The sequence below is a fragment of the Phytopseudomonas argentinensis genome, assembly GCF_900113905.1.
Classification (GTDB): Bacteria; Pseudomonadota; Gammaproteobacteria; order Pseudomonadales; family Pseudomonadaceae; genus Aquipseudomonas; species Aquipseudomonas argentinensis.
Genome location: NZ_FORC01000001.1, coordinates 940490 through 966694, shown reverse-complemented (window position 1 = coordinate 966694; position 26205 = coordinate 940490). Strand labels below are relative to the sequence as shown.

Here is a 26205-nt window from a genome sequence, read left to right as displayed (position 1 = left end):
GTGGCCTACGAATGCTGCAGTGTGTTTTCGACAACTTCTGGAGAGCTTACAAGAATGGCAAAGATCGTCGACATCAAGGGTCGTGAGGTTCTCGACTCCCGTGGCAACCCCACCGTGGAAGCGGACGTAATCCTCGACAATGGCATCGTTGGCAGCGCCTGCGCGCCGTCGGGTGCCTCCACCGGTTCGCGCGAAGCGCTGGAACTGCGTGATGGCGACAAGAGCCGTTACCTGGGCAAGGGCGTGCTCAAGGCCGTGGCCAATATCAACGGCCCGATTCGCGATGCGCTGCTGGGCAAGGACCCGGTCGACCAGAAAGCACTCGACAAGACCATGATCGATCTCGACGGCACCGAGAACAAGGCCAAACTGGGCGCCAATGCCATCCTCGCCGTGTCCCTGGCTGCCGCCAAGGCCGCTGCCCAGGACCAGGACCTGCCGCTGTACGCGCATATCGCCAACCTCAACGGCACACCAGGCCAGTACTCCATGCCGGTGCCGATGATGAACATCATCAACGGCGGCGAGCACGCCGACAACAACGTCGACATCCAGGAGTTCATGGTTCAGCCGGTTGGCGCCAAGACCTTCTCCGACGGCCTGCGCATGGGCACCGAAATCTTCCACCACCTCAAGGCTGTACTGAAGGCCCGTGGCCTGAGCACCGCCGTGGGTGACGAAGGCGGTTTCGCACCGAACCTGGCCTCCAACGAAGACGCGCTGTCGGCGATTGCCGAAGCCGTGGCCAATGCCGGCTACAAGCTGGGCAGCGACGTGACCCTGGCTCTGGACTGCGCGGCTTCCGAGTTCTTTGAGGACGGCAAGTACAACCTCTCCGGCGAAGGCAAGTCCTTCGACGCCGAAGGTTTCGCCGAGTACCTCAAGGGCCTGACCGAGCGCTTCCCGATCATCTCTATCGAAGATGGCCTGGACGAGTCCGACTGGGCGGGCTGGAAGATCCTCACCGACAAGATCGGCGCCAAGGTTCAATTGGTCGGCGACGACCTGTTCGTGACCAACACCAAGATCCTCAAGGAAGGCATCGACAAGGGTATCGGTAACTCGATCCTGATCAAGTTTAACCAGATCGGCTCGCTGACCGAAACCCTGGAAGCCATCCAGATGGCCAAGGCCGCCGGCTTCACCGCGGTGATCTCGCACCGCAGCGGCGAAACCGAAGACAGCACCATCGCCGACCTGGCCGTGGGTACTGCCGCTGGTCAGATCAAGACCGGTTCGCTGTGCCGTTCCGACCGCGTATCCAAGTACAACCAGCTGCTGCGTATCGAAGAGCAACTGGGCGCCAAGGCGCCGTACCGCGGTCGCGGCGAGTTCCGCGGCTGAGTCAGGTTCGCGCGGCGGGGCGTTACGCCTTGCCGCGCGGGCGTGCTGGAGCACCACCACGTCGATCTGGCGGCCTTGCCGGATAGCGGCGAGGCAGGGAGAATCCACGGATGTCCGCTTTAGCGACCCTTTCCTACCCGAGTGCCTCACCTGCCATGCGTAGTCCCTACTGGCTATTTCTCGTTCTGATCCTTGTGCTTGCAGGCTTGCAGTATCGCCTGTGGGTGGGCGAGGGCAGTCTGGCGCAGGTGACAGAACTTCAGCAGCAGATTGCCGAACAGCAAGGCGAGAACGAGCGCCTGCTCGAGCGTAACCGCATTCTCGACGCCGAAGTGATGGAGCTCAAGAAAGGCATGGAAACCGTCGAAGAGCGCGCCCGCCATGAGCTGGGCATGGTCAAGGACGGCGAAACCCTCTATCAGTTGGCTGAATGAACACACCTGATCTGCCGCCTTTCTGGGCGGTGATTCCGGCCGCCGGCATCGGCAGCCGCATGCGCGCCGACAAGCCCAAGCAGTATCTGCAACTGGCCGGCAAAAGCATTCTCGAGCATACCCTGCACTGTTTTCTCGATCACCCCTGCCTGCGTGGCGTGGTGGTCAGCCTGGCCGAAGGCGACCCCTTCTGGCCGGCCCTCGATTGTGCCCGCGATGGGCGAATCCATATCGCCGCCGGCGGTGCCGAACGTGCCGACTCGGTACTCAATGCCTTGCTGCGTCTGGCCGAGCTGGGAGCAGGTGAGCAGGACTGGGTGCTGGTGCACGACGCCGCGCGCCCCAACCTGGCACAGTCCGATCTCGATCTTCTACTGGCCGAATTGGCCGACGACCCGGTAGGCGGGCTACTCGCCGTCCCGGCCCGAGATACCCTCAAGCGCGTGGGCAGCGATGGTCGGGTACGCGAAACCATCGATCGTTCACCGATCTGGCAGGCCTATACGCCGCAGATGTTCCGCCTTGGCGCCCTGCATCAGGCGCTGGCCGAAGCCCTGGTCTCGGATGTTGTGGTCACCGACGAGGCCTCGGCCATGGAGTGGGCCGGGCAGGCGCCGCGCCTGATCGAGGGCCGGGCGGACAACCTCAAGGTCACCCGCCCGGAAGACTTGCACTATCTGGAGCGCCTCTGGCGAGGCCGCCACTGAGTCACCGCGGCATCTCAGTTGAGCCACTTCTTGGCATTCTTGCCGATGTTTCGCTCCAGCACCGAGGTGAGCTTGTTCATGGCGCCGTCGATGGCCTGCTGCAGCTCGCAGGCGTCAAAGGACACCGACATCGGATCACGGCCCTTCATGCGCGCCTCGACCTTGCAGCGCTTGTCCTGAGGGCCGCTCTTCAAGGCGTTTTCATCCGAGAGATGAATTTCCACCCGGGTCAGGTGTTCCTCGTAGCGCTGCAATTTGTCGCGCACTCGCCCGCGAATGTCAGTCTTGAATGCCATGGAGGTGTCGACGTGTTTTCCGCTGTTGACCATGACCTGCATAATCCTGTCCTCATGCTGGTGGCTTAGCAACGGCCCCAAAACGAGGGCCTCAGGGGTTACGACGGGCCGGGGGCGAAGGGGTTCGCGGTCGGGTTGTGACATTCCGTGAGCGCCAGCCTGGAGACGCGGCAATCAGGCGTATTCGGCGCGTTGAGCGAGACCGTAACGTAATGCGTCGATCAGTTGCCTGACCTTGGGCGATAGATGCCGCTGCTGGGGGTAGAGCGCCCATACCGCGGTATTGGGTGGCTGATGATTATCGAGTAGCGATACCAGGGCGCCGCTGCGCAGATGCTCGAGCACGTAGTAGTCCGGCAGCTGGCATAAGCCGAGCCCCGCCAACGCAGCTTCCAGCACGGCCTGACCGCTGTTGCAGCGCCAGTTGCCCTGGATGCGCTGGGAGGCTTCGCGACCGTCGAGCTGGAAGGTCCACACATCGCTGCTGCCGACCAGGCAATTGTGCCGGACCAGTTCGGAAAGACTGTGCGGGCGTCCATAGCGCTGCAGGTAATCAGGCGACGCGCACAGGTACATGCGCCGAGGTGCCAGGCGGGTCGCCAGCATGCGCGAGTCCGGCAGGCGGCCAAGGCGTATGGCGATGTCGAAGCCGTCCTGGACCAGGTCGAGGGTGCGATTGCTCAGTTCGATGTCCACGGACAGGCGTGGATGGCGCGCCATGAACGCGGTGACCAGCGGAACGATGAAGCGCTCGCCGTAGGCCACCGCGCAGGTCATGCGCAGCAAGCCCTTTGGCTCACTGCCCAGATCGCCGATGGCGTTAAGCGCTTCCTCGCGGGCGTCCTGCAGCCGCTGGCAGTGCTGCAGGAACGTCTGGCCGGCCTCGGTCAGCGCCACCTTGCGCGTGGTGCGGTAGAACAACCGGGTTTGCAGGCGCTCTTCCAGGCGAGCGATCTGCCGGCTCACCTGGGAAGACGACAGGCCCAGGCGCTCGGCCGCTGCGCTGAACTGGCCGCATTCGGCGACGGCCACGAATTCGTCCAGGCCTTCCCAGCGATTCATGCTAGCTCCTCGTTAAAAAAGGATTATCCCTGATGGGCAATAATGTTTTGCATTTTGCCTGATTATCTCTAGTGGTGGCTCTATTACACTGCTCGCCATTGTTATCTCACCTGGAGAATCAGAGCATGATCAAGTCGCGCGCCGCCGTAGCCTTTGCGCCCAACGAGCCGCTGCAAATCGTCGAAGTGGATGTCGAGCCGCCAAAGGCCGGTGAAGTGCTGGTGCGTATCGTCGCCACCGGCGTTTGCCATACCGACGCCTATACGCTGTCTGGCGCCGACTCCGAGGGCGTGTTCCCGTCGATCCTGGGCCATGAAGGCGGCGGCATCGTCGAAGCCATCGGCGAGGGGGTGACCTCGGTAGCCGTGGGTGACCACGTGATTCCGCTGTACACCGCCGAATGCCGCAAGTGCAAGTTCTGCCTGTCCGGCAAGACCAACCTGTGCAGCTCGGTGCGCGCCACCCAGGGCAAGGGGCTGATGCCCGATGGCACCTCGCGCTTCAGCTACAACGGCAAGCCGATCTACCACTACATGGGTTGCTCGACCTTCTCCGAGTACACCGTGCTGCCGGAAGTCTCCCTGGCGGTCATTCCCAAGGAAGCGCCGCTGGAAAAGGTCTGCCTGCTCGGTTGCGGCGTGACCACCGGGATCGGCGCAGTGCTCAACACCGCCAAGGTGGAAGAGGGCGCTACCGTGGCGATCTTCGGTCTGGGTGGCATCGGCCTGGCAGCGATCATTGGCGCCAAGATGGCCAAGGCCTCGCGGATCATCGCCGTCGACATCAACCCGGCCAAGTTCGACGTGGCCCGTGAGCTGGGTGCCACCGATTTCGTCAACCCGAAGGATTACGACAAGCCGATTCAGGATGTCATCGTCGAGTTGACCGACGGCGGCGTGGATTACAGCTTCGAGTGCGTCGGCAACGTGCAACTGATGCGCGCGGCGCTCGAATGTGCGCACAAGGGCTGGGGTGAAAGCGTGATCATCGGCGTGGCAGGTGCTGGCCAGGAGATCAGCACCCGGCCGTTCCAGCTGGTGACCGGTCGGGTGTGGCGTGGCAGCGCCTTCGGTGGCGTCAAGGGCCGCACCGAACTGCCGAGCTATGTGGAGAAGTCGCAGAGCGGCGAGATTCCGCTGGACACCTTCATCACTCACACCATGGGTCTGGAGCAGATCAACGAAGCTTTTGACCTGATGCACGAAGGCAAGAGCATCCGCACCGTCATCCACTACTGATCAGTGGGGCGGGCAGCTTATCTGCCGATGGCCTGCCCGCCGCCCCGTGAGGATTCGTCATGACCTTGGAAATCGTTTCCAGCAACAAGAGCTTCGGCGGCTGGCACAAGCGCTACCGGCACCGTTCTTCGAGCCTCAACTGCGACATGGTGTTCGCTGTCTACCTGCCGCCGCAGGCCGAACAGGGCGCCAAGCTGCCGGTGCTGTACTGGCTGAGCGGCCTGACCTGCAGCGACGAGAACTTCATGCAGAAGGCCGGTGCCCAACGCATGGCCGCTGAACTGGGGTTGATCATCGTCGCGCCGGATACCAGCCCGCGGGGTGACGGCGTGCCGGACGACGCCAACGGCGCCTATGATTTCGGCCTGGGAGCCGGCTTCTACATCAACGCCACCCAGGAGCCCTGGTCGCGCCATTACCGCATGTACGATTACGTGGTGCAGGAACTGCCAGCGTTGATCGAGGCCAATTTCCCGGTCTCCGACAAGCGTGCCATCGCCGGGCATTCCATGGGCGGCCATGGCGCACTGATCTGTGCGCTGAAGAATCCGGGACGCTACCGATCGGTTTCGGCCTTCTCACCGATCAGTAACCCGGTCAATTGTCCATGGGGCGAAAAAGCCTTCAGCAACTATTTGGGTGAAGACCGCTCGCGCTGGCGCGAATGGGATGCCAGTTTGCTGATCGCCGAGGCCACCGAGCAGTTACCGCTGCTGGTCGATCAGGGCGATCGCGATGACTTCCTCGAGGGACAGCTCAAGCCCCATGCACTGGAGGCAGCGGCCAAGGCGGCGAACCATCCGCTGACACTGCGCCTGCAGCCAGGGTATGACCACAGCTATTATTTCATCGCCAGTTTCATCGAGGACCATCTGCGTCATCATGCCGAGGCGCTGGCGGGCTGAGGCCTCTGATCGATGGTAAAAGCATTTCGCGGGCGGGGGCGCCCAGCCCATGCCCGCGATGCGCGACTGGATGCAATGAATAAAAAAGGGCGCTGCAGATCAAATCTGCAGCGCCCTTTTTCTAACGCGGACGGTTATTCGCCCAGGCTGGAACGCAACATCCAGGCATTCTGCTCATGCACGCCGATACGCGCTACCAGCATGTCATGGGTGAACAGGTCGCCAGCCTCTTCGGCCAGTTCCGCGAATTCACTCATGCGCCGGGCAACGGTCTCGTTGTCCAGCACCAGCTGCTTGATCATTTGTGGCGTAGTCCCGTGGGGCGCCTCGTTGTCGATTACGGTCAGGGAGCGGAAGGTCTCTCCGCCGGTCGGTACCAGCTTGCCCAGGGCACGGATGCGTTCGGCGATTTCGTCGGCCGCCTGATGCAGTTCGTTGTACTGCCCGTCGGTCAGCTTATGCAGGCCATAGAAGTTGGCACCCTGCACGTTCCAATGCACACCCAGGGTCTTCACGTACAGGGTGTAGCTGTCGGCGACTGCCTTGGTCAGCGCCTCGGCGACTTTTTCGCGGGCACCGCCATCAACGCTGGTGTTGATGTTCAGGCCATCGCCCTTGAGTTTCGACGGCGCGGTCTTCGGCGCGGCTTTGGACTGGGGTTTAGCGACTGCCGGTTTTTTTGCTACGGCCATGATGCTCTCCATGGTTGCTGGAAATTCTGCTACTTCTTGTCGACTCCCGGAAGCGCAAAAACATTCCCATGTTTTTCTTCGTGGTCATCGGCGCAGGGGGCGTTCGTTGCGAGCACCTGCAGGTAAATGCGCCACCTTGTCTGCCTCGGTTGCCGGGCAAAGCCGCCTTGCGCCGAGCTTTCGGGTAGAATCGGCCTTTTTGCGAGGGCAGCGGCTCATGCGGATTGGCCATGGTTACGACGTGCACCGGTTCGGCGAAGGGGATTTCATCACCCTGGGCGGGGTGCGCATTGCCCACAGGTTCGGCCTGGTCGCCCATTCCGATGGCGACGTGCTGCTGCATGCCCTGAGCGACGCGCTGCTGGGCGCGGTGGCGCTCGGTGATATCGGCAAGCACTTCCCCGATACCGACCCGAACTTCAAGGGCGCCGACAGTCGTGTGCTGCTGCGCCATGTACTCGGCCTGGTGCACGCCAAGGGTTGGGCCGTCGGCAACGTCGACGCCACCATCGAGGCCCAGGCGCCGAAGATGGCGCCGCATATCGAGGCCATGCGCGCGCTGATCGCCGAAGACCTGCAGGTCGAGCTGGATCAGGTCAACGTCAAGGCCACCACCACGGAAAAGCTGGGTTTCGTAGGGCGCGAAGAAGGCATCGCCGTGCACGCCGTTGCCTTGTTGGTCCGCCCATGACCGAGTCGGAACTGCTTGGCCCGCGCGCCCATGGCGAACCCTGCGGCCTGGCCGTTCTCAAGGCCACGGCCGAGGATTTCCAGGTCGACGAGGTGCTGGACATCGAGCTGTCCGGGGCGGGTGAGCACCTATGGCTGTGGGTCGAGAAACGCGGCCTCAACACCGAGGACGCCGCGCGCCGCCTGGCACGGGCCGCTGGCGTGGCCATTCGGATGGTCAGTTATGCCGGCTTGAAGGATCGCCACGCGCTCACCCGGCAGTGGTTCAGCATCCACCTGCCGGGCAAGCACGATCCTGATCTGGCGGCCGCCCAGGACGATACCCTGGCGATCCTCAAGCAGGTGCGTCACGCCCGCAAGCTGCAGCGCGGCGCCCATGCGGCCAATGGCTTCACTCTGCGGCTGAGCCAGTTGCAGGCCGATCACACGGTACTGGATCGGCGCCTGCAACGTATCAATGAGCAGGGCATTCCCAACTACTACGGTGCCCAGCGTTTCGGGCACGAGGGCGGTAACGTCGCCCACGCCCGCCACTTCGCCGAGCGCGGCGAGCTGCCGGAAAAGCGCAATGTGCGGTCGCGGGTGCTGTCGGCCGCGCGCAGCTTCATATTCAATCGGGTACTGGCCGAGCGCGTGGCGGCCGGCAACTGGAACCAGGCGCGGCCTGGCGACCTGCTGGCATTCACCGACAGTCGCAGCTTTTTCCCGGCGGGCGAGGCGGAATGTCAGGATCCTCGGCTGGCCCAGCTGGACCTGCATCCCACCGGGCCGCTGTGGGGCGCGGGGGCTTCGCCTGCGCAGGGTGACACCGGGCTACTCGAGCAGCGGATAGCCGCGACCGAGGCGCTGCTAGCCCAGTGGCTCGCACAAGCGGACATGGCGCACGAACGGCGTATCCTGCGCCTCCCCATTAGCGGTTTGACGTGGCATTATCCCGAGCCTGACATTCTGCAACTGGAATTCGTCCTGCCGGCTGGATGTTTCGCCACCGCACTGGTGCGCGAAATCGTCGACCTTTTGCCTGCAGGGCAGACGGACAACCCATGCGTATTCTGATTTCTAACGATGACGGCGTGGCCGCACCGGGCCTCGCCGCATTGCACGCTGCGCTCGCCGATTACGCCGATTGCACGGTGATCGCCCCGGATGGCGATCGCAGCGGTGCCGGCAGTGCGCTGACCCTCGATCGGCCGCTGCACCCCTGCACCCTGGCCAACGGTTACATCAGCGTCAATGGTACCCCCACCGACTGCGTGCACCTGGGCATCAACGGCCTGCTGCCCGAGGCGGTGGACCTGGTCGTGGCGGGCATCAACCTGGGCCCCAACCTGGGCGACGACGTGCTGTATTCGGGGACCGTCGGCGCCGCGCTGGAAGGTCGCGTCCTGGCCCGCCCGGCGTTCGCGTTCTCGCTGCTTTCCCGCTCGGCCGAAAACCTGCCCACGGCAGCCCATTTCGCCCGCAAGCTGGTGGCGGCCCACGAGCAGCTCGACCTGCCGCCACGCACGGTGCTGAACGTCAACGTACCGAACCTGCCGCTCGACCATATCCGTGGCGTGCAGCTGACCCGCCTGGGCCATCGTGCCCGTGCCGCCGCACCGGTAAGGGACGTCAACCCGCGGGGCAAGGCCGGCTATTGGATCGCAGCGGTCGGCGATATCGAGGATGGTGCCGAGGGGACCGATTTCCATGCCGTGATGCAGGGCTACGTATCGGTCACGCCGCTACTGCTCGACCGCACCTATCAGGATGGCCTCAATCGCCTCAAACCCTGGCTGGAGGGGTTGATGACATGAACCGGGAGCATGACCGCCACGGGATTGGCATGACCTCGCAGCGCACTCGCGAACGGCTGATTCAACGCCTGTACGACGAGGGCCTGTCCAACGCCGGGGTACTCGAGGTGATTCGCCGTACGCCGCGCCACCTGTTCGTCGACGAAGCCCTGGCCCATCGTGCCTACGAAGACACGGCGCTGCCGATCGGCCACAACCAGACCATCTCGCAACCCTACATGGTAGCGCGCATGAGCGAGCTGCTGCTGGCTGCCGGCCCGCTGGACAAGGTGCTGGAGATCGGTACCGGCTCCGGCTATCAGACGGCGATCCTGGCGCAGTTGGTCGAGCGGGTATTTACGGTCGAGCGCATTCAGGGTTTGCAGGAACGGGCGAAGGAACGTCTGGTCAAACTGAGCCTGCGCAACGTGGTGTTTCGCTGGGGCGATGGCTGGGAGGGCTGGCCGGCACTGGCGCCCTACAACGGCATCATTGTTACCGCTGCGGCATCCGAAGTGCCACAGGCCCTGCTGGATCAGCTGGCACCCGGTGGCCGCCTGGTGATTCCGGTCGGTTCAGGTGACGTTCAGCAACTGTTACTGATTATTCGCGAGGAACAGGGTTTCTCCCGGCACGTACTCGATGCAGTGCGGTTCGTGCCTCTGCTTAACGGCCCATTGGCCTGATTCAAACCGATCGGAAGGATGCATGAAGAAAACCTTGTTGCTGTATACCAAAGGCATGGCGATGGGCGCGGTCGATGTGGTGCCTGGCTTCTCAGGTGGCACCGTCGCCCTGATCACCGGTATATACGACAAGCTTCTCGGCTCCTTCGCGGCCATGCCTCAGGCGCTGATGCTGGTCGCCCGCGGGCGTATCGCGGCGGCCTGGCAGGCCTGCAACGCCAGCTTCCTGCTGGTCGTGCTGCTGGGCATCCTGAGCAGCGTGTTCACCCTGGCACGGGCCATCAGCTACCTGATGAATGAACACCCGGTGCCGCTGTGGGCATTCTTCTTCGGCCTGGTGCTGGTCTCCGTCTACTTGGTGGGGCGTGAGGTGCAAGCCTGGCGCAGCAATCGGCTGGTCGGCTTCGCTGTTGGTCTGGTATTCGCCCTGTGGATCACCCTGGCAGTGCCCATGCAGCTTTCTGCCGACCCGCTGATGCTGTTCTTCGCCGGCGCCATCGCCATCAGCGCAATGATCCTGCCGGGCATCTCCGGCAGTTTCATTCTGGTATTGCTAGGCCTCTATCCGGTGGTGCTGGGCGCCGTGAAGAATTTCGATGTGGCTGTGCTGGCGGTGTTCTGCGCCGGTTGTGTATTGGGGCTGCTGACCTTTTCGAAGGCATTGAGCTGGCTGCTCGCCAACATGCGTGACCTGACCATGGCGTTTCTAGCGGGGCTGATGCTCGGTTCACTGGTCAAGGTCTGGCCCTGGAAGCAAACCCTGACCTGGCAAACCAATCGACATGGTGAATCGTTTCCACTCGAGCAGGTCAATCTATTGCCGTGGCAGTTTGCCGACGTCAGTGGCGAGGATGCGCAGCTGCTGCTGGCCATCGCATTGAGCCTGTGTGCCGTTGCGCTGGTGCTCGGCGTGGAATGGTTGGCGCGCCGTCGCCAGGCTGAAGAAGTGTGACGTTTCGACGTTCTTTACGGGTCGTTCGAGGCCGTCTGCAAGGGAGATTGGGGTGAGTTCCACAGCCAAGCAAGGACATCGTTGCTCGGGCAAGTTGCGCAGCTTGCTGGTTCTGGCAGCCATCAGTGCGCTGCTGGCCGGCTGCGCCAGCTCGCACTCCGGTAGTGTGCAAGTCGTCGATCGCAACAGCGCGGCTTCACAGCGCCAGCCGGTGACATCCGGCCAGTACCGGGTGCAACGTGGAGATACACTTTATTCGATCGCCTTTCGCTATGGCTGGGACTGGAAAGCACTGGCTGCGCACAACGCCATCGCGCCGCCGTATCTGATTCGCGTTGGCCAGGTGATTCGCTTCGGTTCGGCCAGTTCGAGCAGGCCGGTGGCGGCTTCCGCGCCGAGCGTCTCGACGCCTGTGGTGACCACCCCCAGCCGGCCCTCCACGCCGGTGCAGGCGCCCCCGGCGCAAACCACCAGCCGCCCGTCGACACCGGTTGTGGTAGCGCCTGCCACTACGCCTGTAGAGCCTGTCCAGCGGTCCGCGACAGGCTGGGCGTGGCCGGCAAGTGGTGCGATTATCGGACGTTTTTCCTCAAACGGCAGTTTGAATAAAGGCATTGATATAGCAGGTGAATTGGGACAGCCTGTCCTTGCTGCGTCTGGAGGATCCGTTGTCTACGCCGGGAGTGGGTTACGGGGCTACGGCGAATTGGTGATCATCAAGCACAGCGATACCTACGTGAGTGCCTACGGTCATAACCGCAGGTTGTTGGTACGTGAGGGGCAGCAGGTCAAGGTCGGGCAACAAATTGCCGAGATGGGTTCCACGGGGGCTGACCGGGTGAAGCTTCATTTCGAGATTCGCCGCCAGGGTAAGCCAGTGGATCCAATGCAATACCTGCCACGTCGTTGATCTGTCGCTCGTTCACTCCCTCATGTTGGATGGACGGGCTCGGATGTTGCCAAGGAGAAGTGCGCATCAGGGCTTGCTGGTCGAACTCAGCAAGGGACGGAACAATAATATGGCACTCAATACCAAGGCGCCGGAGTTTGACATCGATGAAGAAGTGCTCCTGATGGAGCCGGACATCGATCTTGACGAGGCCAGTGACGCGGCGGCTCCTGTCAAGGTTACGCGCAGCAAGGCCAAGCAGCCCGCGGGCAGCAAGCAACACAAGTACATCGACTACACCCGGGCGCTCGACGCCACTCAGCTTTACCTCAACGAAATCGGTTTTTCTCCCCTGCTTACCCCCGAGGAAGAGGTGTTCTTCGCGCGTCTGGCGCAGAAGGGCGACCCCGCCGGGCGCAAGCGCATGATCGAAAGCAATTTGCGGCTGGTGGTGAAAATCGCCAGGCGCTACGTGAATCGTGGCCTGTCGCTGCTGGACCTGATCGAGGAAGGCAATCTGGGGCTGATTCGCGCGGTCGAGAAGTTCGATCCCGAACGTGGTTTCCGGTTCTCCACCTACGCGACCTGGTGGATCCGCCAGACCATCGAGCGGGCGATCATGAACCAGACCCGCACCATTCGCCTGCCCATTCATGTGGTCAAGGAACTGAACGTCTATCTGCGCGCTGCGCGGGAGCTGACCCAGAAGCTCGACCACGAACCGTCCCCTGAAGAAATCGCCAACCTGCTGGAAAAGCCGGTGGGCGAAGTCAAGCGCATGCTCGGCCTCAACGAGCGTGTGTCCTCGGTGGACGTCTCCCTGGGGCCGGACTCCGACAAGACCCTGCTCGATACCCTCACCGATGATCGACCTACCGACCCCTGCGAGCTGCTGCAGGACGACGATCTTTCCCAGAGCATCGACCAGTGGCTTTCGGATCTGACCGACAAGCAGCGTGAGGTGGTGGTGCGTCGCTTCGGCCTGCGTGGCCACGAGAGCTGTACGCTCGAGGAGGTTGGTCAGGAGATTGGCCTGACCCGTGAGCGGGTACGGCAGATCCAGGTCGAGGCGCTCAAGCGCCTGCGCGAGATACTCGAGAAAAACGGCCTGTCCGCCGACTCACTGTTCCAGTAACCCCGGCCTGCCAGGCCTTGGGCCAGCCAGCTCTGCTGGCTGGCTTTTTTGTGGCTGCTTATCGGCAGCTGCAATGAAAACGGCGCCTCAAGGGCGCCGTCTCCGTCAGGCTCGCCTGCTCAGGCTCGCAATTGCAGCAGGGCATCCGACTGTGCCTGCACGGCACGGTATTGCTCGGCATCCTTGGCCAGCACCGAGGCCGGTACCGGAAAGATCTCGTCCAGCTTGCTGCGCCATTCAGCCGAGGCCGCCTGGTCGGGGAAGCAGCGGCGAATCAGGTCGAGCATGATCGAAACGGTCACCGAAGCGCCTGGCGAGGCGCCCAGCAGGGCGGCGATGGAGCCATCCTGAGCCGCCACCAGTTCGGTACCGAACTGCAGGATGCCGCCTTTCTTGGCGTCCTTCTTGATGATCTGCACGCGCTGGCCGGCAATCTCCAGGCGCCAGTCGCTGGCCTTGGCCTCCGGATAGAAGCCGCGCAAGGTGTTCAGGCGCTGTTCCTGGGATTGCATCACTTCCTTGACCAGGTAACGGGTCAGGTCGAAGTTGTCGCGGGCCACGGCCAGCATCGGGCCGATGTTGTTCAGGCGCACCGACATCGGCAGGTCGAGAAGCGAACCCTTCTTCAGGAACTTGGTGGTAAAGCCCGCGTAGGGCCCGAACAGCAGCGACTTCTTGCCATCGACCACGCGGGTATCCAGATGCGGTACCGACATCGGCGGCGAGCCGACTTCGGCCTGGCTGTAGACCTTGGCCTGATGCTGGTTGACCACCTCCGGGTTGTCGCAGCGCAACCACTGGCCGCTGACCGGGAAGCCGCCAAAGCCCTTGCCTTCGGCGATGCCGGACAGCTGCAGCAGGGGCAGGGCGCCACCCCCGGCACCGAGAAACACGAAGCGCGCCTGGATCTGCCGATGAGTGCCGTTCTGCTGATCCTTGGTGCTCACGCGCCAGCCGTGCTCGTTGCGGGTCAGGTCGGTGACCTTCTGATTGAACGTGACGCGGGCCTCGCTCTGCTGGGCCAGGTGGTCGAGCAGGCTCTTGGTGAGTGCGCCGAAGTTGACGTCGGTACCATTGGCCACGCGGGTCGCTGCGATCGGCTCCTGCGGATCACGGCCGGGCATCATCAGTGGCATCCACTCGGTCATGGTGGCGCGGTCTTCGCTGTACACCATGTCTTCGAAGGCGTGGTGTACATGCAGCGCTTCGAAGCGTTTCTTGAGGTAATCGATGCCTTTCTGGCCGCGTACGAAGCTCAGGTGCGGGACAGGGTTGATAAAGGACTTGGGCGCGCCAAAGGTACCCTTCTTGACCAGGTAGGCCCAGAACTGCTTGGACTCCTCGAACTGAGCATTGATGCTCACCGCCTTCTTGATGTCGATGGATCCATCGGCAGCTTCGGGGGTGTAGTTGAGCTCGCACAGACCGGCGTGGCCGGTACCCGCATTGTTCCACGGGTTGGAGCTTTCCACTGCAACGTGGTCCATTGCCTCGACGACCTCCAGCTTGATGCCCGGATCGAGTTCCTTGAGCATTACAGCCAGGGTCGCACTCATGATGCCGGCACCGACCAGCACTACATCTACAGCTTCGTAATCGTTCTGCGCCATTACCACATCTCCAAAAAATCAGCTTCCAGTCATAGGCCGTCGGCCTGGGCGTCAAAGGCGCCTGTCAGCGGTTGCAGAGCTGTATTGAGGATGGGGATGAGGGGAGGAGGCCGCCCAGTCCTGCCGCAAGTTGGTTCATATGTTCGCCACACTCTTGTGAAGTTATTGAAACCGTTTTTTCGCGCTCTTTTGAAACGCGAACCTCAAAAGTTCATGTGCCTGTTGAGCCTTCCCCGGCCGCAGATGTTCCGCGAAAACGCGGTTACCGCATGATGAAGAGGCCATTGATAGCGAGCAGCACGAAGTGGGCGACTCTCTGTGGCGTTGCCGATGGCATGAATGCATCAGCGGTACGGCGATGCCGATCAGGAGGCGTCCTTATAATCGGGGCGAGATTATAAGGCGAAAGCGCGGCAAGTGATCAGTGCGTGTGACTTTTATTGCGCACGCAATTGCCGATGGAAAACGCCCGGGCGGGCGTTCAGCGCGAGGTGAAGGCGCTTTTCGGCAGGCGGGCGCCGAGCCAGTTGAGGCGCTGCTCAGTGACTTCATGCCAGCCTGCAGACCCCGGTGGCTGGGCGCTCTGGTGGAATGCGCGGCAGATGCCGTGCTCGTCGAGGCAGGCGAAAATACGCTGCTGGGGTCTGCTGGCGAATTTCTGCAGGAGTGCGCGCATCAAAAGCGTCCTTCGTGCAAAGCGACTAAAGTCTTATACCGCCGGCATGTGACGCACAGGTGACGTGGAACCGCGCTCACCTAAAACAGGTCGATTCGTTATACTTCGCGAGCCTTAAGCGCCCCCATGGAGAACCGAGTATGAATCGCCTGTTGTTTGGTCTGGTTGCCGTTATCAGTCTGGCTCTTGTCGGTTGTGCCCACAGCCCTCAGCAACTCAGCCCGCAGCCCAAGCTGATCGGCTCGCTGACGCCTGTCGGCCAGGGCCAGCCGGTTGTGGTGCGGGTGGTCGATGGACGTCCTTCCCCGGTGCTGGGAACCCGTGGCGGCCTGTATCCGGAAACCAGTGCCATCAGCGTATCGGGGCAGGATGTGCTGCCCAAGCTGCAGGCTCAGGCCGAGGCGGCCGTGCGCCTGCTGGGCTTCACTCCTTCGGCGAATGCCTACAACGCCCCGCAGTTGACCCTGACCCTGGCCGAGCTGAAGTACCAGTCGCCCAAGGAAGGCCTGTACGTCACCGAAGCCAACATGACCGCCAGCTTCCGTGCCGACGTGCAGAACAGCAATCGCCGCTATAGTGGCCGTTACGGTGCCTCGCTGAATCAGCGTTTCGGCATGGCGCCCAACCAGGAAACCAACACCAAGCTGGTCAGCGACGTGTTGAGCGATGCGCTGACGCGCGCCTTCAAGGATCCGACCCTGGGGCAGATCCTCAGCGGTCAGTGATCTGACGGCAGCCAAGAAAAAGCCCCGACATGTCGGGGCTTTTTTATTGCCGGGGACGCTTTGAGGTCAGAGCGGCAGGCCAGCCTTGACGCGGTACTGGTTACGCACCGGCATCGCGTACTGGAGGATCAGGTAGGGCTGTTGCTCGCTTGGGCAGCGGTTCAGGCGCTGCTGCCATTGTTCCTTGGCCGCTGACAGCTCGGCGGCGCCGAACAGGGACTCGGCCGCTGGCACGTCCAGCTGCGGATCGCGTTCGCTCCACATGGCATAGGCCAGGTAGTGCACGGGGAACAGGCGGTAACCGGTGAGAATCTGCGCGTCGGTCAGGGCGGCCAGCTGCTTGGCGTCCTCGAAACCGCTGGTGATCGGGTCGCCGAAGTGCACGTGTACGCGCCCCTTGTAGCCGGTGATGCCCAGCCCGATGCTCTTGTCATCCTCGCCCGGCTGCTTGGTGTAGCTGCCGGTGGTGGCGCGGGTGTACAGCTCGCGGGCCTTGGCCTGGTCGCAGGGATCGTACTCGTAGCTGATCGACACCGGTGTCAGCTTGAGGCTGGCGATGACCTCGGCGAAGGGCTCGTCCTTGCGGCTCATATGAAACATCTTGAGGATTGCCGAGTCGGTGCGGTCATCACCGTCCTTGGCACGGCCTTCGGCCTGGGCGATCCAGATGGACTCGCCGTCCTGGCAGATCGAATGGCTGATATAGGCCGACAGCAACTGGTAGGCCGCGAGTTTTTCGCGGCGACCGCTGATCGAGCGATGCACGATGAAGCTCTTGTTCAGGCGCATCAGGTCGCTGACGAAAGGCTTCTGCAACAGGTTGTCGCCAATGGCGATACGGGGGGTCTGCAGGCCCGCGTGGTATACCGCGTAATTGACGAAGGCCGGATCCATGACGATGTCGCGGTGGTTGGCCAGAAACAGGTAGGGGCTGCCGGCCTTAAGCGTCTCAACGCCCGAATAGGTCACGCCATCGGTGGCATGCTCGACGGTGCGGTCGATGTAGGGCTCGATGGATTCCTGCAGCGCGCGTACCGAACCGATATGGCGGAACTGCCCACGCAGGCGATGGGCTATAAGGGGTTTGAGCAGCCAGCCAAACGGGCTGGCCAGGCGGGGAAAGCGAAATTGGGTAAGGATGTCGAGAAATGCATCGTCGGCCAACAGACGTGCCAGAACCGCTGGAATTTCCGCGTCGGCATAGGGTCGGATGCTGTCGAATTCGCCCATCATGATCTCTTGTGATTGTCGCTGCGATTGAGGAGTTCAGGCCCTGCACCATGTGCCACGTTCACGCGCCGATACAGCATGACGGTGGCTCCAGGGGCAGCACCTAGACCGCCCATTATAACCTGCAAGTCACGGAGGCGCCCCATGTTGGAAACCCAGGATTATCAGTGCCCCTACTGCGGTGAGCCCGTCGAGGCGGTTCTTGACCTGTCGGCCGGCGATCAGCAATACATCGAGGATTGCCCGGTATGCTGCCGGCCTATCGTCTTCCTGCTGGAAACCGATGGGCAAGCCTGGCACCTGGATGTACGTGGGGAGAACGACTGATGAGGCGCATCTACGAACCGCAGGACCTGATGGAAGGCGAGTTGCTCAAGGCCATGCTGGCCAGCGAGGGCATCGAGGCGCATCTGGTAGGGGTTCATCTGGCTGGCGCGGTGGGTGAACTGCCGGCGTGCGGGCTGCTCGGCATGCTGGTCGAGGACGAGAACGCCGAACGCGCTCGCTGGCTGATCGCCGAGTACAATGGCGCGCAACCGCTACCCGGTGACGAGCCCGACGACGTTCAGGGCGTGTTGCTGTGTTGAGTCAACGGTACGCCCGCCCATCCCGATCGAGCCTTTCATGAGTGGACGCTTCGCGCTGTTTCGCTGGACGCCCGCCTTCGCGGCGCAGCCAGGTTTTCCTGCCGACCAGCAGCCGCACTGGAACCTCGCACCTGGCTCCCAGGTGCTGTTGTTGCGCGGCGAGCACGAGCAGCCTGCGCTGGTTCGCGCGCGCTGGGGGCTAACCCCTGCCTGGCTCAAGGATTTGTCGAAAACGCCCGCCCATGCCCGCGCCGAAACCCTGGCCGAGCAACCGATGTTTCGCGAAGCATTTCGCCTGCGCCGCGGCCTGATTCCGGCCAATGGCTTCTACGAGTGGCGGGGGGCGGCGCGCAAGCGGCCCTATTGGCTGAGCGGTGAGGAATCATTGCTCTATTTCGCTGCGGTCTGGGAGGCCTACCCGGTCGAGGGGCACGTCTACCTGAGCGCGGCGATGATCACCCAGGCGGCGGCGACGCTGCGTCGTCCACTGATCCTCAATGCCCAGGGCAGGCAGCGCTGGCTGGCTGCCGATACCCCGCTTGAACAGCTGCAGGCGCTGCTGGTCGGCACGCCGCAGGCGCTGCGGGAACGGGTGTTGAGCAATCTGGTCAATGACCCGACGCTCGACGGGCCGGAGTGTCTGACGCCTGCCTGAGCCTTGGCTTGCGCTGAAATACGTGCAGCACCTAGCAGGTTGTTGAAAAACTGCCTACGTGGCCGCCGCATCGTTGAAAACAGCCTTAAAATGCTTGTGCACACAAGTCGTAGGCTCCGCTTTTCCGCGGTTTTTTGTGGGGCCGCCCAGGCCTCGCGTCAGCTGTCTCGCCTACGTTTTTCAACAGCCTGATAGCATACTTCGTTCAAGGTCCCAGGGAGTTCCAGCATGAAATCGTCGTTGTCCATTACCACGCTGACCGCGGCACTGCTGCTGGCAGGATGCCAAGCTGTGAACACCACCAGCGGTGGCGCGGTGGGTGTCGAGCGCAAGCAGTACATGTTCAGCGCGCTGTCGACCGATGAAGTCAACCAGATGTACGCCCAGTCCTACCAGGAGACTTTGCAGAAGGCCTCCGGCAAAGGTGTGCTGGACAAGACCAGTGCCGATGCCAAGCGCCTGCAGCGAATCGCCGATCGCCTGATCAAGCAGGCGCCGCTGTTCCGCCCCGATGCGGCGCAGTGGCAGTGGGAAGTCAATCTGATCAAGAGCCCGGAGCTCAACGCCAATTGTGGGCCCGGCGGCAAGATCATCTTCTACAGCGGCATTATCGAAAAACTGAAACTCACCGACGATGAAATCGCCGCGGTGATGGGGCACGAGATCGCCCACGCCCTGCGTGAGCATGGCCGTGAGGCGATGTCCAAGGCCTATGGTTTGAACCTGGCCAAGCAGGGCGCCGCCGCGCTGCTCGGTGTGAGCTCGGATCAGATGGCGCTGGCCGACGCCGCGGTGAACTACGGTATGACGCTGCCCAATAGCCGCAGCAACGAGAACGAAGCCGACCTGATTGGTCTGGAGCTGTCTGCCCGTGCCGGCTTCAATCCCAACGCGGCAGTTACCCTTTGGGAAAAAATGGCCAAGGCCAGCGAGGGGGCGCCGCCGGAGTTCATGAGCACGCACCCGTCGTCGTCCAGCCGTATCGCCGCGCTGCAGGCGGCCATTCCCAAGGTCATGCCGCTCTACCAGCAGGCCAAGAAGGGCTGATCGCGATGCTCCGGCCAGCGCCGTGCGCAAGCGCTGGCCGGGCGCTGGCCTGTCAGCCGTTGAGAAAACCACTCAGCAGCATGGCCTGGTAGGCGGCGTACACCGCCAGGGCGGCAAAGGCGATGGCGGCGAGCCGGCGAATCAGGGTGAGCGGCAGGCGGTCGGCGGCAAAGTTGCCGGCCAGCACCACCGGCACGTTGGCGATCAGCATGCCCAGGGTGGTGCCCAGCACCACCATGATGAAGTGCGGGTACTGGGCGGCGAGCATCACGGTCGCCACCTGGGTCTTGTCGCCCATCTCGGCCAGGAAAAAGGCGATCAGTGTGGTCAGGAACGGCCCGTAGCGTTTCAGACTGGAGCTTTCGTCGTCATCGAGTTTGTCGGGGATCAGCGTCCACAGCGCCACGGCGATAAAGGATACCGCGAGGATCCAGCTCAGCAGCGCCGGCGACAGCAGGCCGGCCACCCAGTTGCCCACTGCCCCCGCAGCCAGGTGGTTGGCCAGGGTGGCGACCACCATGCCCCAGATGATCGGCCAGGGCCTGCGAAAGCGGGCAGCCAGCAACAGCGCGAGCAATTGAGTCTTGTCGCCGATTTCCGCCAGGGCAACGATCAGGGTGGGAACGAAAAGAGATTCCAGCATCGGGGTTCCTAAAGGGGCGGGTAGACACGGCTATGACACGTACAGCCTCCCCGCCCCGGGTAAGGTGCTCGTGTCATAGGTCTTGTCAAACCCTGCGGCGTTCGAGCCGAACGGCGCAGATCCGTCTGGGCGGATCTTGGGTCGCACGCACCATGGTCAGCCGACCAAGTATGTTGATGCATGCCGGGCGAGCTGGCGCTCGCGGGAGACTACTCCCCTAGGACGCGCGCATTCTGCCCAAACGCTGTGCATTGGGCAAGGCCTGCGCCGCTGCGCCGCAGGCAGCTTTGCTCATCGGCTGGCGGCTTGATAGATGCGGAAGCCATCGGCATCGGCCAGGGTGTGACACGGGCCGATATGCTGCTCGATCAACGGCGGATACTTGAGAAAGCGGTTGGCCACTAGGCGGATCTGTCCGTCTTTGCGTAAATGTCGGGCTGCCTGGCGCAGCAGGTCTTCGCTGGCCTGATAATGAGTGTGCACGCCCTGGTGGAACGGCGGATTGCTGAGGATGGCGCTCAGCTCGGCAGGCGCCGCAGCGATACCATCGCCACTGATGACATCCGCCTGCAGGCCGTTGGCCGCCAGGGTCAGGCGGCTGCTGGCGACGGCGAAGGCATCGACGTCCAGCAGGGTGACCTGGCTGTGTGGGTAGCGGCGCTTGAGCACCGCCCCCAGCACCCCGGCGCCGCAGCCGAAGTCAAGCAGATGGCCGTCGGGCAACTGATCGAGATGCTTGAGCAGCAGCGCGCTGCCGATATCCAGGCGGCCGTGGCTGAATACGCCGGGCAGGGTGACAATATCGAGGGAGCCGTCAGCCAGCGGCAGGCTGTAGCGCTGCGCCAGTGCATTCAGGTCTGGCGCTGCCGGCACGTTATCCACGCGTACCTGCCACAGCTGGCAGTGGCGGGCGCTGTCGAGCTTGCGTGGCGTACCGTAGGCCGCCATCTGCTTGGCGGCGCGCTCGACGCCGGCGCGTTTTTCGCCAACCAGATAGAGCAGCTTGCCAGGCAATCGGGCGGCCAGGGCGTCGAGCAGGTAAGCGGTCAACTCGCGGGATTTGGGCAGGAACAACACGGCCGTCTCGACGAGCGCGGCTGGCGGCGTGACGTCAAAGGCGCTGCGCCCGGCGAAGCGTTGGTCCAGCCGGGCATGGTCGCCGGCATGCCAGCTCCAGCCCGCGGCCTGTGGCAGGTGCCCGAGCAGATCATCGGCCGGCAGGCCTGCGAGCAAGGCCGAGCCACCGAACAGCTCGGCCTGACGCAGCAGCACTTCACTTCGCGGATCCATCAGCTCTTCCCCGGTAAAAGCGCGAAGGGTAGGGGCGTGGGCCGCAAGCTGCAAGTCCGATGCATCAGGGGTCAGCTGACCTGGCGCTTGGCCTGCCCGGCGAAAAAGCCTGCTGCGTTTTCCGCCAGTTGGCCGACGATCCGCTGGCGCGCTTCACGGGCGCCCCAAGCGCTGTGGGGGGTGATGATCAGGCGCGGGATGTCGGCAGCCAGCAGCGGATTGCCGTCCTTGGGCGGCTCCTGGGTCAGCACGTCGGTCGCCGCACCCCCCAGCTTGCCGGCGCGCAGGGCGTCGGCCAGGGCCTGCTCGTCGATCAGACCGCCGCGGGCGGTGTTGATCACGAAGGCGCCGGGCTTGAGCAGATCCAGTTCCCGGGCGCCAATCAGGTTGCGCGTCCGCTCGGTCAGCGGGCAGTGCAGGGTGAGGGCATCGACCTGGGCGAGCAACTCATCGAGTGGCAGCCGATCGTCCCGGGCTGGCCGGCCCGGCAGTTGCCCATAGAGCACGCGCATGCCGAATGCCTCGGCCAGCCGGGCGACCGCGCTGCCCAGCTCACCGTGGCCGAGCAGGCCCAGGGTCTTGCCCTCGAGTTCGACGATCGGATGATCGAGCAGGCAGAAGATGGGCGACTGCTGCCAGCGGCCGGCGCTGATATCGCGCTGGTACTCAGGCAGACTGGTGGCCAGGGCGAGCAGCAGGGTGAGGGTGTGCTGGGCCACCGATGGCGTGCCGTAGCCCTGGCAGTTGCACACTGTGACACCGTGCGCCCGGGCTGCGGCGAGGTCGACGTTGTTGGTGCCAGTGGCCGCGACCAGTATCAGCTCCAGTTCGGGGCAGGCCGCCAGCACCGCAGCATCGATCACCGCCTTGTTGCTGATCGCCACGCGGGCACCCTGCAGGCGCTCGATGACCTGCGCCGGGGTGCTCTGGTCGTGCAGTACCAGCTCGGCGAAGAGCTCGCGCAGCGGCGCCATGTCAAGGTCGCCAAGGTCGAGGGAGCGATAATCGAGAAACACTGCGCGGCCTGTTTTGCTCATCAGCTGTACCTTTATGACTGTCCGGTTGGGAAGTACAGTGCAGCCTATCAGAAGGCCTCTGCCGTCTGCCCGCTCTGCATGGGGGCGTCAGCCTTCGCCACCTGGATCAATCAGCCATCTCCTGGAGCCGCCGTGTACTGGATGGAATTTCTTACCGTTGCCGTCATTCACCTGCTGGCCGTCGCGAGCCCAGGCCCGGACTTCGCCGTGGTGGTGCGCGAGAGCGTCGCTCACGGCCGGCGCATCGGCGTTTTCTGCGCCCTGGGTGTCGGCACCGCGATCTTTCTTCATGTGGCCTATTCGTTGGCGGGCATCGGGCTGATCGTTTCGCAGTCGATCGTGCTGTTCAATGCCCTGAAGTGGCTGGCCGCTGCCTACCTGCTGTACATCGGGTTCAAGGCACTGCGCGCCAAGCCAGCGGCGCCCGCTGCGGCGCAATCCCAGGCTCCGGCACCGGCACGAACCCCGCGTGCGGCGTTCATCACCGGCTTCGTGACCAATGGCCTCAACCCCAAGGCGACGCTGTTCTTCCTGTCGCTGTTCACCGTGGTGATAAATCCGCACACCCCGCTGCTGGTGCAGGGCGGTTATGGCGTTTACCTGGCCGTGGCCACGGCGCTGTGGTTCTGCCTGGTGGCGATGCTGTTCAGCCAGCGGCGCGTACGTGATGGTTTCGCGCGCATGGGCCATTGGTTCGACCGCCTGATGGGCGCGGTGCTGGTCGGCCTGGGTATCAAGCTGGCGTTTACCGAACTGAAGTAGGGCGCGCGGTCGCGCGCCTATTTCGTGGCGGTCAGAGCACTTCCAGCGCCACCGCCGTCGCCTCACCACCGCCGATGCACAATGAGGCGACACCGCGCTTGCCACCGGTTTGGCGCAAGGCGTTGATCAAGGTGACGATGAGCCGCGAGCCGGTCGAGCCGACAGGATGGCCCTGGGCGCAGGCACCGCCATAGATGTTCACCTTGGCGTGGTCTAGGTGGTGTTCGCGGATCGCCAGCATGGTGACCATGGCGAATGCCTCGTTGATTTCGAACAGGTCGACCTCGTCCTTGCCCCAGCCAGCCTTGTCCAGCACCTTGCCGATAGCGCCGATGGGGGCGATGGTGAACTCGCTGGGATCCTGGCTCTGGGTCGAGTGGGCGACGATGCGTGCCAACGGCTGCAGGCCACGTGCCCGGGCTTGTTCGGCGCTCATCAGCAGCAGCGCGCTGGCGCCATCGGAAATCGAACTGGCGTTGGCGGCGGTGATGCTGCCGTCCTTGCTGAAGGCCGGTTTCAGGCTTGTGATCTTGTCTATCCTGGCGCTCAGCGGCTGTTCATCCTCGCTCACCTGAACCTCGCCCTGGCGCGTTGCCACGTTGACCGAGACGATCTCGTCGGCCAGTAGGCCAGACTGCATGGCCTGTTGCGCACGGCGCAGCGACTCGATGGCGTAGGCGTCCATCGCTTCGCGGGTGATGCCGTAGCGATCCGCGGTCTCCTGGGCGAACGAGCCCATCAGGCGACCGGTGCGGGCATCCTCCAGGCCATCGAAGAACATGTGATCCTTGACCTCGCCGTGGCCCATGCGCAAGCCGCCACGCGCCTTGGGCAGCAGGTATGGAGCATTGGACATGCTCTCCATGCCGCCGGCGATCACCACCTGGGCGCTGCCGGCCTTGATCAGGTCGTGAGCCAGCATCACCGCCTTCATGCCCGAACCGCACAGTTTGTTGATGGTGGTGCAGCCCGTTGCGCTTGGCAGGCCGGCGCCCAGCGATGCCTGGCGAGCCGGGCCCTGCTTGAGGCCGGCGGGCAGCACGCAGCCCATGATCACTTCCTGCACGTCCTCGGGGGCGACACCCGCCCGGGCGATGGCAGCGCGGATCGCTGCGGCACCAAGGTCCGTTGCGCTTAGCGGAGCCAGGCTACCCTGAAAACCACCCATGGGCGTGCGTGCGCCACTGACGATAACAATATCCGACATGTGTTCACCTTGATCTTCAATAGGGGGAGCAAAACCGTCTCGTTGGTTACAGTGAGCAACACAATCATCCATCTGGCTGATTGAGCGAGCGCCGGTACACGCTACTGTTGGCAAGGTGCCATCTGCGCGCTCAGGTTTTGCTTCATCTCTGTCACCATCAACAATAGCCCAGAACAGGTGAGCCCATGCTGCAGACCCGCATCATCCCTCCCTCCGCGAATGCCCACCCATACCCGCTGCTGATCAAAAGCTTGCTGCTGTCGGGCAGTCGCTACGAAAAAAACCGTGAAATCGTCTACCGCGACACGATGCGTTACAGCTACGCGACCTTCAACGAACGAGTAGCGCGGCTGGCCAACGTGCTCACCCAGGCCGGCGTGAAGGCCGGCGACACCGTGGCAGTGATGGACTGGGACAGTCACCGTTACCTGGAATGCATGTTCGCGGTACCGATGCTCGGCGCGGTACTGCACACCGTCAATGTGCGCCTGTCGCCGGAACAGATTCTCTACACCATGAACCACGCCGAGGACCGCTTCGTGCTGGTCAACAGCGATTTCGTCGCGTTGTATCAGGGCATCGCCGGGCAACTCACCACGGTCACCGGCACCTTGTTGCTGAGCGACAACGCCACGGCCGCCGGCGAGCTCCCCGGTTCTGTCGGTGAGTACGAAAGCCTGCTGGCGGCTGCCGAGCCGAGCTATGCGTTCGCCGATTTCGACGAGAACTCCGTTGCCACCACCTTCTACACCACCGGCACCACCGGCAATCCCAAAGGCGTTTACTTCACCCACCGGCAACTGGTGCTGCACACCCTGTCGATGGCCACCACCCTGGGAAGCCTGGACAGCATTCGCCTGATGGGCAGCGATGACGTGTACATGCCCATCACGCCCATGTTCCACGTGCATGCCTGGGGCGTGCCCTATGTCGCCACCTTGCTGGGCGTAAAGCAGGTCTACCCGGGCCGTTACGAGCCGGAGATGCTTTGCCAGCTGATCAAGGGCGAGCAGGTGACGTTTTCCCATTGCGTGCCGACCATCCTGCAGATGCTGCTCGCCGCCCCTGGCGCCCAGGGGCATGACTTCAATGGCATGAAGGTGATCATCGGCGGCAGCGCACTCAATCGCGCCCTGTATGACGCGGCCAAGGCCAGGGGTATCCAACTGACAGCCGCGTACGGGATGTCCGAGACCTGTCCGCTGATTTCCTGCGGCTATCTCAATGAAGAACTGCTCGCTGCCAGCGAGCTACAGCGCACCGCCTACCGCATCAAGGCCGGGGTTCCGGTGCCGCTGGTCGAGGCGGCGATCATGGATAGCGAAGGCAGGTGCTTGCCCGCCGACGGCGAGACCCAGGGCGAACTGGTGGTGCGAGCGCCCTGGCTGACCCAGGGCTATTACCGCGAGCCGGAAAAGGGCGAGGAATTGTGGGCCCGTGGCTGGCTGCATACCGGCGATGTGGCCACCCTGGATGCCATGGGGTTCATCGACATCCGCGACCGTATCAAGGACGTGATCAAGACCGGCGGCGAGTGGATTTCCTCGCTGGAGCTGGAAGACCTGATCAGTCGCCAGCCAGCGGTTCGCGAAGTGGCCGTGGTCGGCGTGGCGGATCAGCAGTGGGGCGAGCGCCCTTTCGCCCTGGTCGTGGCCAAGGATGGCCAGCCGCTGGACGCCGCAATTATCAAGGCGCACCTCACGCCCTTCGTCGAGCAGGGGCTGATCAACAAGTGGGCGATTCCCTCGCAGATCGCCCTTGTTACCGAAATTCCCAAGACCAGTGTGGGCAAGCTGGACAAAAAGCGCATTCGCGTTGACCTGGCGCAGTGGCAAGAGGCGGGAAGTGATTTTTTATCGTCCCTGTAAAGCACGAATTTCAAGGTCAAAAATGTGACTGATCAGTCAAACAAGCGTTTGGCTTGCTAATTG

At 63.1% G+C, this 26205-nt stretch carries 29 protein-coding genes and 1 riboswitch; of the genes, 19 read left to right on the top strand and 10 right to left on the bottom strand.

Features of this window, described 5'->3' with window-relative positions; all coding sequences use genetic code 11:
• The first annotated feature begins 54 nt into the window (after positions 1–54).
• The 3 genes from eno to ispD all read left to right on the top strand — a co-directional run bounded on the left by eno (position 55) and on the right by ispD (position 2485).
• Positions 55–1344 carry a phosphopyruvate hydratase gene (eno, locus tag BM154_RS04425; protein ID WP_074881160.1) on the top strand — a complete coding sequence of 430 codons (1290 nt, stop codon included), beginning with the start codon at positions 55–57 and terminating at the stop codon, positions 1342–1344.
• 155 nt (positions 1345–1499) lie between these two features.
• Positions 1500–1778 (top strand): cell division protein FtsB, encoded by a 279-nt coding sequence (ftsB, locus tag BM154_RS04420; protein ID WP_074881159.1) that lies wholly within the window; start codon positions 1500–1502, stop codon positions 1776–1778.
• Complete coding sequence (gene ispD, locus BM154_RS04415; protein WP_074881158.1) at positions 1775–2485, top strand: 2-C-methyl-D-erythritol 4-phosphate cytidylyltransferase; 711 nt, start codon at positions 1775–1777, stop codon at positions 2483–2485. Before ftsB ends, ispD begins: the two co-directional genes overlap by 4 nt.
• Before the next feature lie 14 nt (positions 2486–2499).
• Here ispD and BM154_RS04410 read toward each other — a convergent pair whose 3' ends face one another.
• Together BM154_RS04410 and BM154_RS04405 are read right to left on the bottom strand one after the other, a co-directional pair.
• Positions 2500–2814, bottom strand: coding sequence for an HPF/RaiA family ribosome-associated protein (locus BM154_RS04410; protein WP_279626207.1), 315 nt, complete (start codon positions 2812–2814; stop codon positions 2500–2502).
• Between the two features lie 141 nt (positions 2815–2955).
• On the bottom strand, positions 2956–3843 hold the full coding sequence (locus tag BM154_RS04405; protein WP_074881156.1) for a LysR substrate-binding domain-containing protein: 888 nt from the start codon (positions 3841–3843) through the stop codon (positions 2956–2958).
• Between the two features lie 125 nt (positions 3844–3968).
• On the opposite strand from BM154_RS04405, the gene BM154_RS04400 reads away from it, so the two are divergent.
• Complete coding sequence (locus tag BM154_RS04400) at positions 3969–5081, top strand: S-(hydroxymethyl)glutathione dehydrogenase/class III alcohol dehydrogenase (RefSeq protein ID WP_074881155.1); 1113 nt, start codon at positions 3969–3971, stop codon at positions 5079–5081.
• A gap of 59 nt (positions 5082–5140) precedes the next feature.
• The gene (gene fghA / locus BM154_RS04395; protein ID WP_074881154.1) at positions 5141–5986 is read left to right on the top strand and encodes an S-formylglutathione hydrolase; all 846 of its coding nucleotides are present in this window, start codon (positions 5141–5143) and stop codon (positions 5984–5986) included.
• Positions 5987–6120: 134 nt separating this feature from the next.
• Here fghA and BM154_RS04390 read toward each other — a convergent pair whose 3' ends face one another.
• Positions 6121–6678: a Dps family protein gene (locus BM154_RS04390; RefSeq protein ID WP_074881153.1), complete on the bottom strand. Its 558-nt coding sequence runs from the start codon at positions 6676–6678 to the stop codon at positions 6121–6123.
• A 217-nt stretch (positions 6679–6895) separates the two neighbouring features.
• On the opposite strand from BM154_RS04390, the gene ispF reads away from it, so the two are divergent.
• The 7 genes from ispF to rpoS all read left to right on the top strand — a co-directional run bounded on the left by ispF (position 6896) and on the right by rpoS (position 12805).
• Entirely contained in the window at positions 6896–7369 is a 474-nt protein-coding gene (gene ispF / locus BM154_RS04385; protein WP_074881152.1) for a 2-C-methyl-D-erythritol 2,4-cyclodiphosphate synthase, read from the top strand.
• Positions 7366–8424 carry a tRNA pseudouridine(13) synthase TruD gene (truD, locus tag BM154_RS04380; RefSeq protein WP_074881151.1) on the top strand — a complete coding sequence of 353 codons (1059 nt, stop codon included), beginning with the start codon at positions 7366–7368 and terminating at the stop codon, positions 8422–8424. Before ispF ends, truD begins: the two co-directional genes overlap by 4 nt.
• Positions 8412–9164: a 5'/3'-nucleotidase SurE gene (gene surE / locus BM154_RS04375; RefSeq protein WP_074881150.1), complete on the top strand. Its 753-nt coding sequence runs from the start codon at positions 8412–8414 to the stop codon at positions 9162–9164. The genes truD and surE overlap by 13 nt, the downstream gene beginning before the upstream one ends.
• The gene (locus BM154_RS04370; RefSeq protein WP_070884090.1) at positions 9161–9829 is read left to right on the top strand and encodes a protein-L-isoaspartate(D-aspartate) O-methyltransferase; all 669 of its coding nucleotides are present in this window, start codon (positions 9161–9163) and stop codon (positions 9827–9829) included. The genes surE and BM154_RS04370 overlap by 4 nt, the downstream gene beginning before the upstream one ends.
• Positions 9830–9851: 22 nt before the next feature.
• The gene (locus BM154_RS04365) at positions 9852–10781 is read left to right on the top strand and encodes a polyprenyl-phosphate transporter (RefSeq protein ID WP_074881149.1); all 930 of its coding nucleotides are present in this window, start codon (positions 9852–9854) and stop codon (positions 10779–10781) included.
• Between the two features lie 46 nt (positions 10782–10827).
• Entirely contained in the window at positions 10828–11691 is an 864-nt protein-coding gene (locus BM154_RS04360; RefSeq protein ID WP_074882367.1) for a peptidoglycan DD-metalloendopeptidase family protein, read from the top strand.
• Positions 11692–11800: 109 nt separating this feature from the next.
• Positions 11801–12805 (top strand): RNA polymerase sigma factor RpoS, encoded by a 1005-nt coding sequence (gene rpoS / locus BM154_RS04355; RefSeq protein ID WP_074881148.1) that lies wholly within the window; start codon positions 11801–11803, stop codon positions 12803–12805.
• A gap of 119 nt (positions 12806–12924) precedes the next feature.
• On the opposite strand, the gene mqo is transcribed toward rpoS, so the two are convergent.
• Together mqo and BM154_RS04345 are read right to left on the bottom strand one after the other, a co-directional pair.
• On the bottom strand, positions 12925–14415 hold the full coding sequence (gene mqo / locus BM154_RS04350) for a malate dehydrogenase (quinone) (RefSeq protein WP_074881147.1): 1491 nt from the start codon (positions 14413–14415) through the stop codon (positions 12925–12927).
• A gap of 481 nt (positions 14416–14896) precedes the next feature.
• The gene (locus BM154_RS04345; protein WP_074881146.1) at positions 14897–15091 is read right to left on the bottom strand and encodes a hypothetical protein; all 195 of its coding nucleotides are present in this window, start codon (positions 15089–15091) and stop codon (positions 14897–14899) included.
• Positions 15092–15231: 140 nt separating this feature from the next.
• Between BM154_RS04345 and BM154_RS04340 the strand changes: the two genes are divergently transcribed.
• Positions 15232–15816: a YajG family lipoprotein gene (locus BM154_RS04340; protein WP_074881145.1), complete on the top strand. Its 585-nt coding sequence runs from the start codon at positions 15232–15234 to the stop codon at positions 15814–15816.
• Positions 15817–15882: 66 nt separating this feature from the next.
• Here BM154_RS04340 and BM154_RS04335 read toward each other — a convergent pair whose 3' ends face one another.
• Complete coding sequence (locus tag BM154_RS04335; protein WP_208609413.1) at positions 15883–17046, bottom strand: 1-acyl-sn-glycerol-3-phosphate acyltransferase; 1164 nt, start codon at positions 17044–17046, stop codon at positions 15883–15885.
• Between the two features lie 144 nt (positions 17047–17190).
• Here BM154_RS04335 and BM154_RS04330 point away from each other — a divergent pair, with 144 nt between their 5' ends.
• From BM154_RS04330 to BM154_RS04315, 4 genes are all read left to right on the top strand, one after another.
• Entirely contained in the window at positions 17191–17373 is a 183-nt protein-coding gene (locus tag BM154_RS04330) for a CPXCG motif-containing cysteine-rich protein (RefSeq protein ID WP_074881143.1), read from the top strand.
• Entirely contained in the window at positions 17373–17633 is a 261-nt protein-coding gene (locus BM154_RS04325) for a putative signal transducing protein (RefSeq protein ID WP_074881142.1), read from the top strand. Before BM154_RS04330 ends, BM154_RS04325 begins: the two co-directional genes overlap by 1 nt.
• A gap of 37 nt (positions 17634–17670) precedes the next feature.
• Positions 17671–18288 (top strand): SOS response-associated peptidase, encoded by a 618-nt coding sequence (locus tag BM154_RS04320; RefSeq protein ID WP_074881141.1) that lies wholly within the window; start codon positions 17671–17673, stop codon positions 18286–18288.
• 228 nt (positions 18289–18516) lie between these two features.
• Positions 18517–19335, top strand: a complete 819-nt coding sequence (locus tag BM154_RS04315; protein WP_074881140.1) for a M48 family metallopeptidase — start codon at positions 18517–18519, stop codon at positions 19333–19335.
• 52 nt (positions 19336–19387) lie between these two features.
• On the opposite strand, the gene BM154_RS04310 is transcribed toward BM154_RS04315, so the two are convergent.
• The 3 genes from BM154_RS04310 to BM154_RS04300 form a co-directional block, all read right to left on the bottom strand.
• Positions 19388–19978, bottom strand: a complete 591-nt coding sequence (locus BM154_RS04310; RefSeq protein ID WP_074881139.1) for a TMEM165/GDT1 family protein — start codon at positions 19976–19978, stop codon at positions 19388–19390.
• 87 nt (positions 19979–20065) lie between these two features.
• Positions 20066–20208: riboswitch (yybP-ykoY riboswitch) on the bottom strand.
• A gap of 61 nt (positions 20209–20269) precedes the next feature.
• Positions 20270–21268, bottom strand: coding sequence for a class I SAM-dependent methyltransferase (locus BM154_RS04305; protein WP_074881138.1), 999 nt, complete (start codon positions 21266–21268; stop codon positions 20270–20272).
• Positions 21269–21339: 71 nt separating this feature from the next.
• A complete protein-coding gene (locus BM154_RS04300; RefSeq protein ID WP_074881137.1) occupies positions 21340–22305 on the bottom strand; it encodes a 2-hydroxyacid dehydrogenase in 966 nt (321 codons plus the stop codon).
• Positions 22306–22437: 132 nt separating this feature from the next.
• Here BM154_RS04300 and BM154_RS04295 point away from each other — a divergent pair, with 132 nt between their 5' ends.
• Positions 22438–23067, top strand: a complete 630-nt coding sequence (locus tag BM154_RS04295; protein WP_074881136.1) for a LysE family transporter — start codon at positions 22438–22440, stop codon at positions 23065–23067.
• Between the two features lie 31 nt (positions 23068–23098).
• On the opposite strand, the gene BM154_RS04290 is transcribed toward BM154_RS04295, so the two are convergent.
• On the bottom strand, positions 23099–24274 hold the full coding sequence (locus BM154_RS04290) for an acetyl-CoA C-acyltransferase (protein WP_074881135.1): 1176 nt from the start codon (positions 24272–24274) through the stop codon (positions 23099–23101).
• Positions 24275–24459: 185 nt separating this feature from the next.
• On the opposite strand from BM154_RS04290, the gene BM154_RS04285 reads away from it, so the two are divergent.
• Positions 24460–26142, top strand: coding sequence for a fatty acid--CoA ligase (locus BM154_RS04285; protein ID WP_074881134.1), 1683 nt, complete (start codon positions 24460–24462; stop codon positions 26140–26142).
• Positions 26143–26205: the final 63 nt, after the last annotated feature.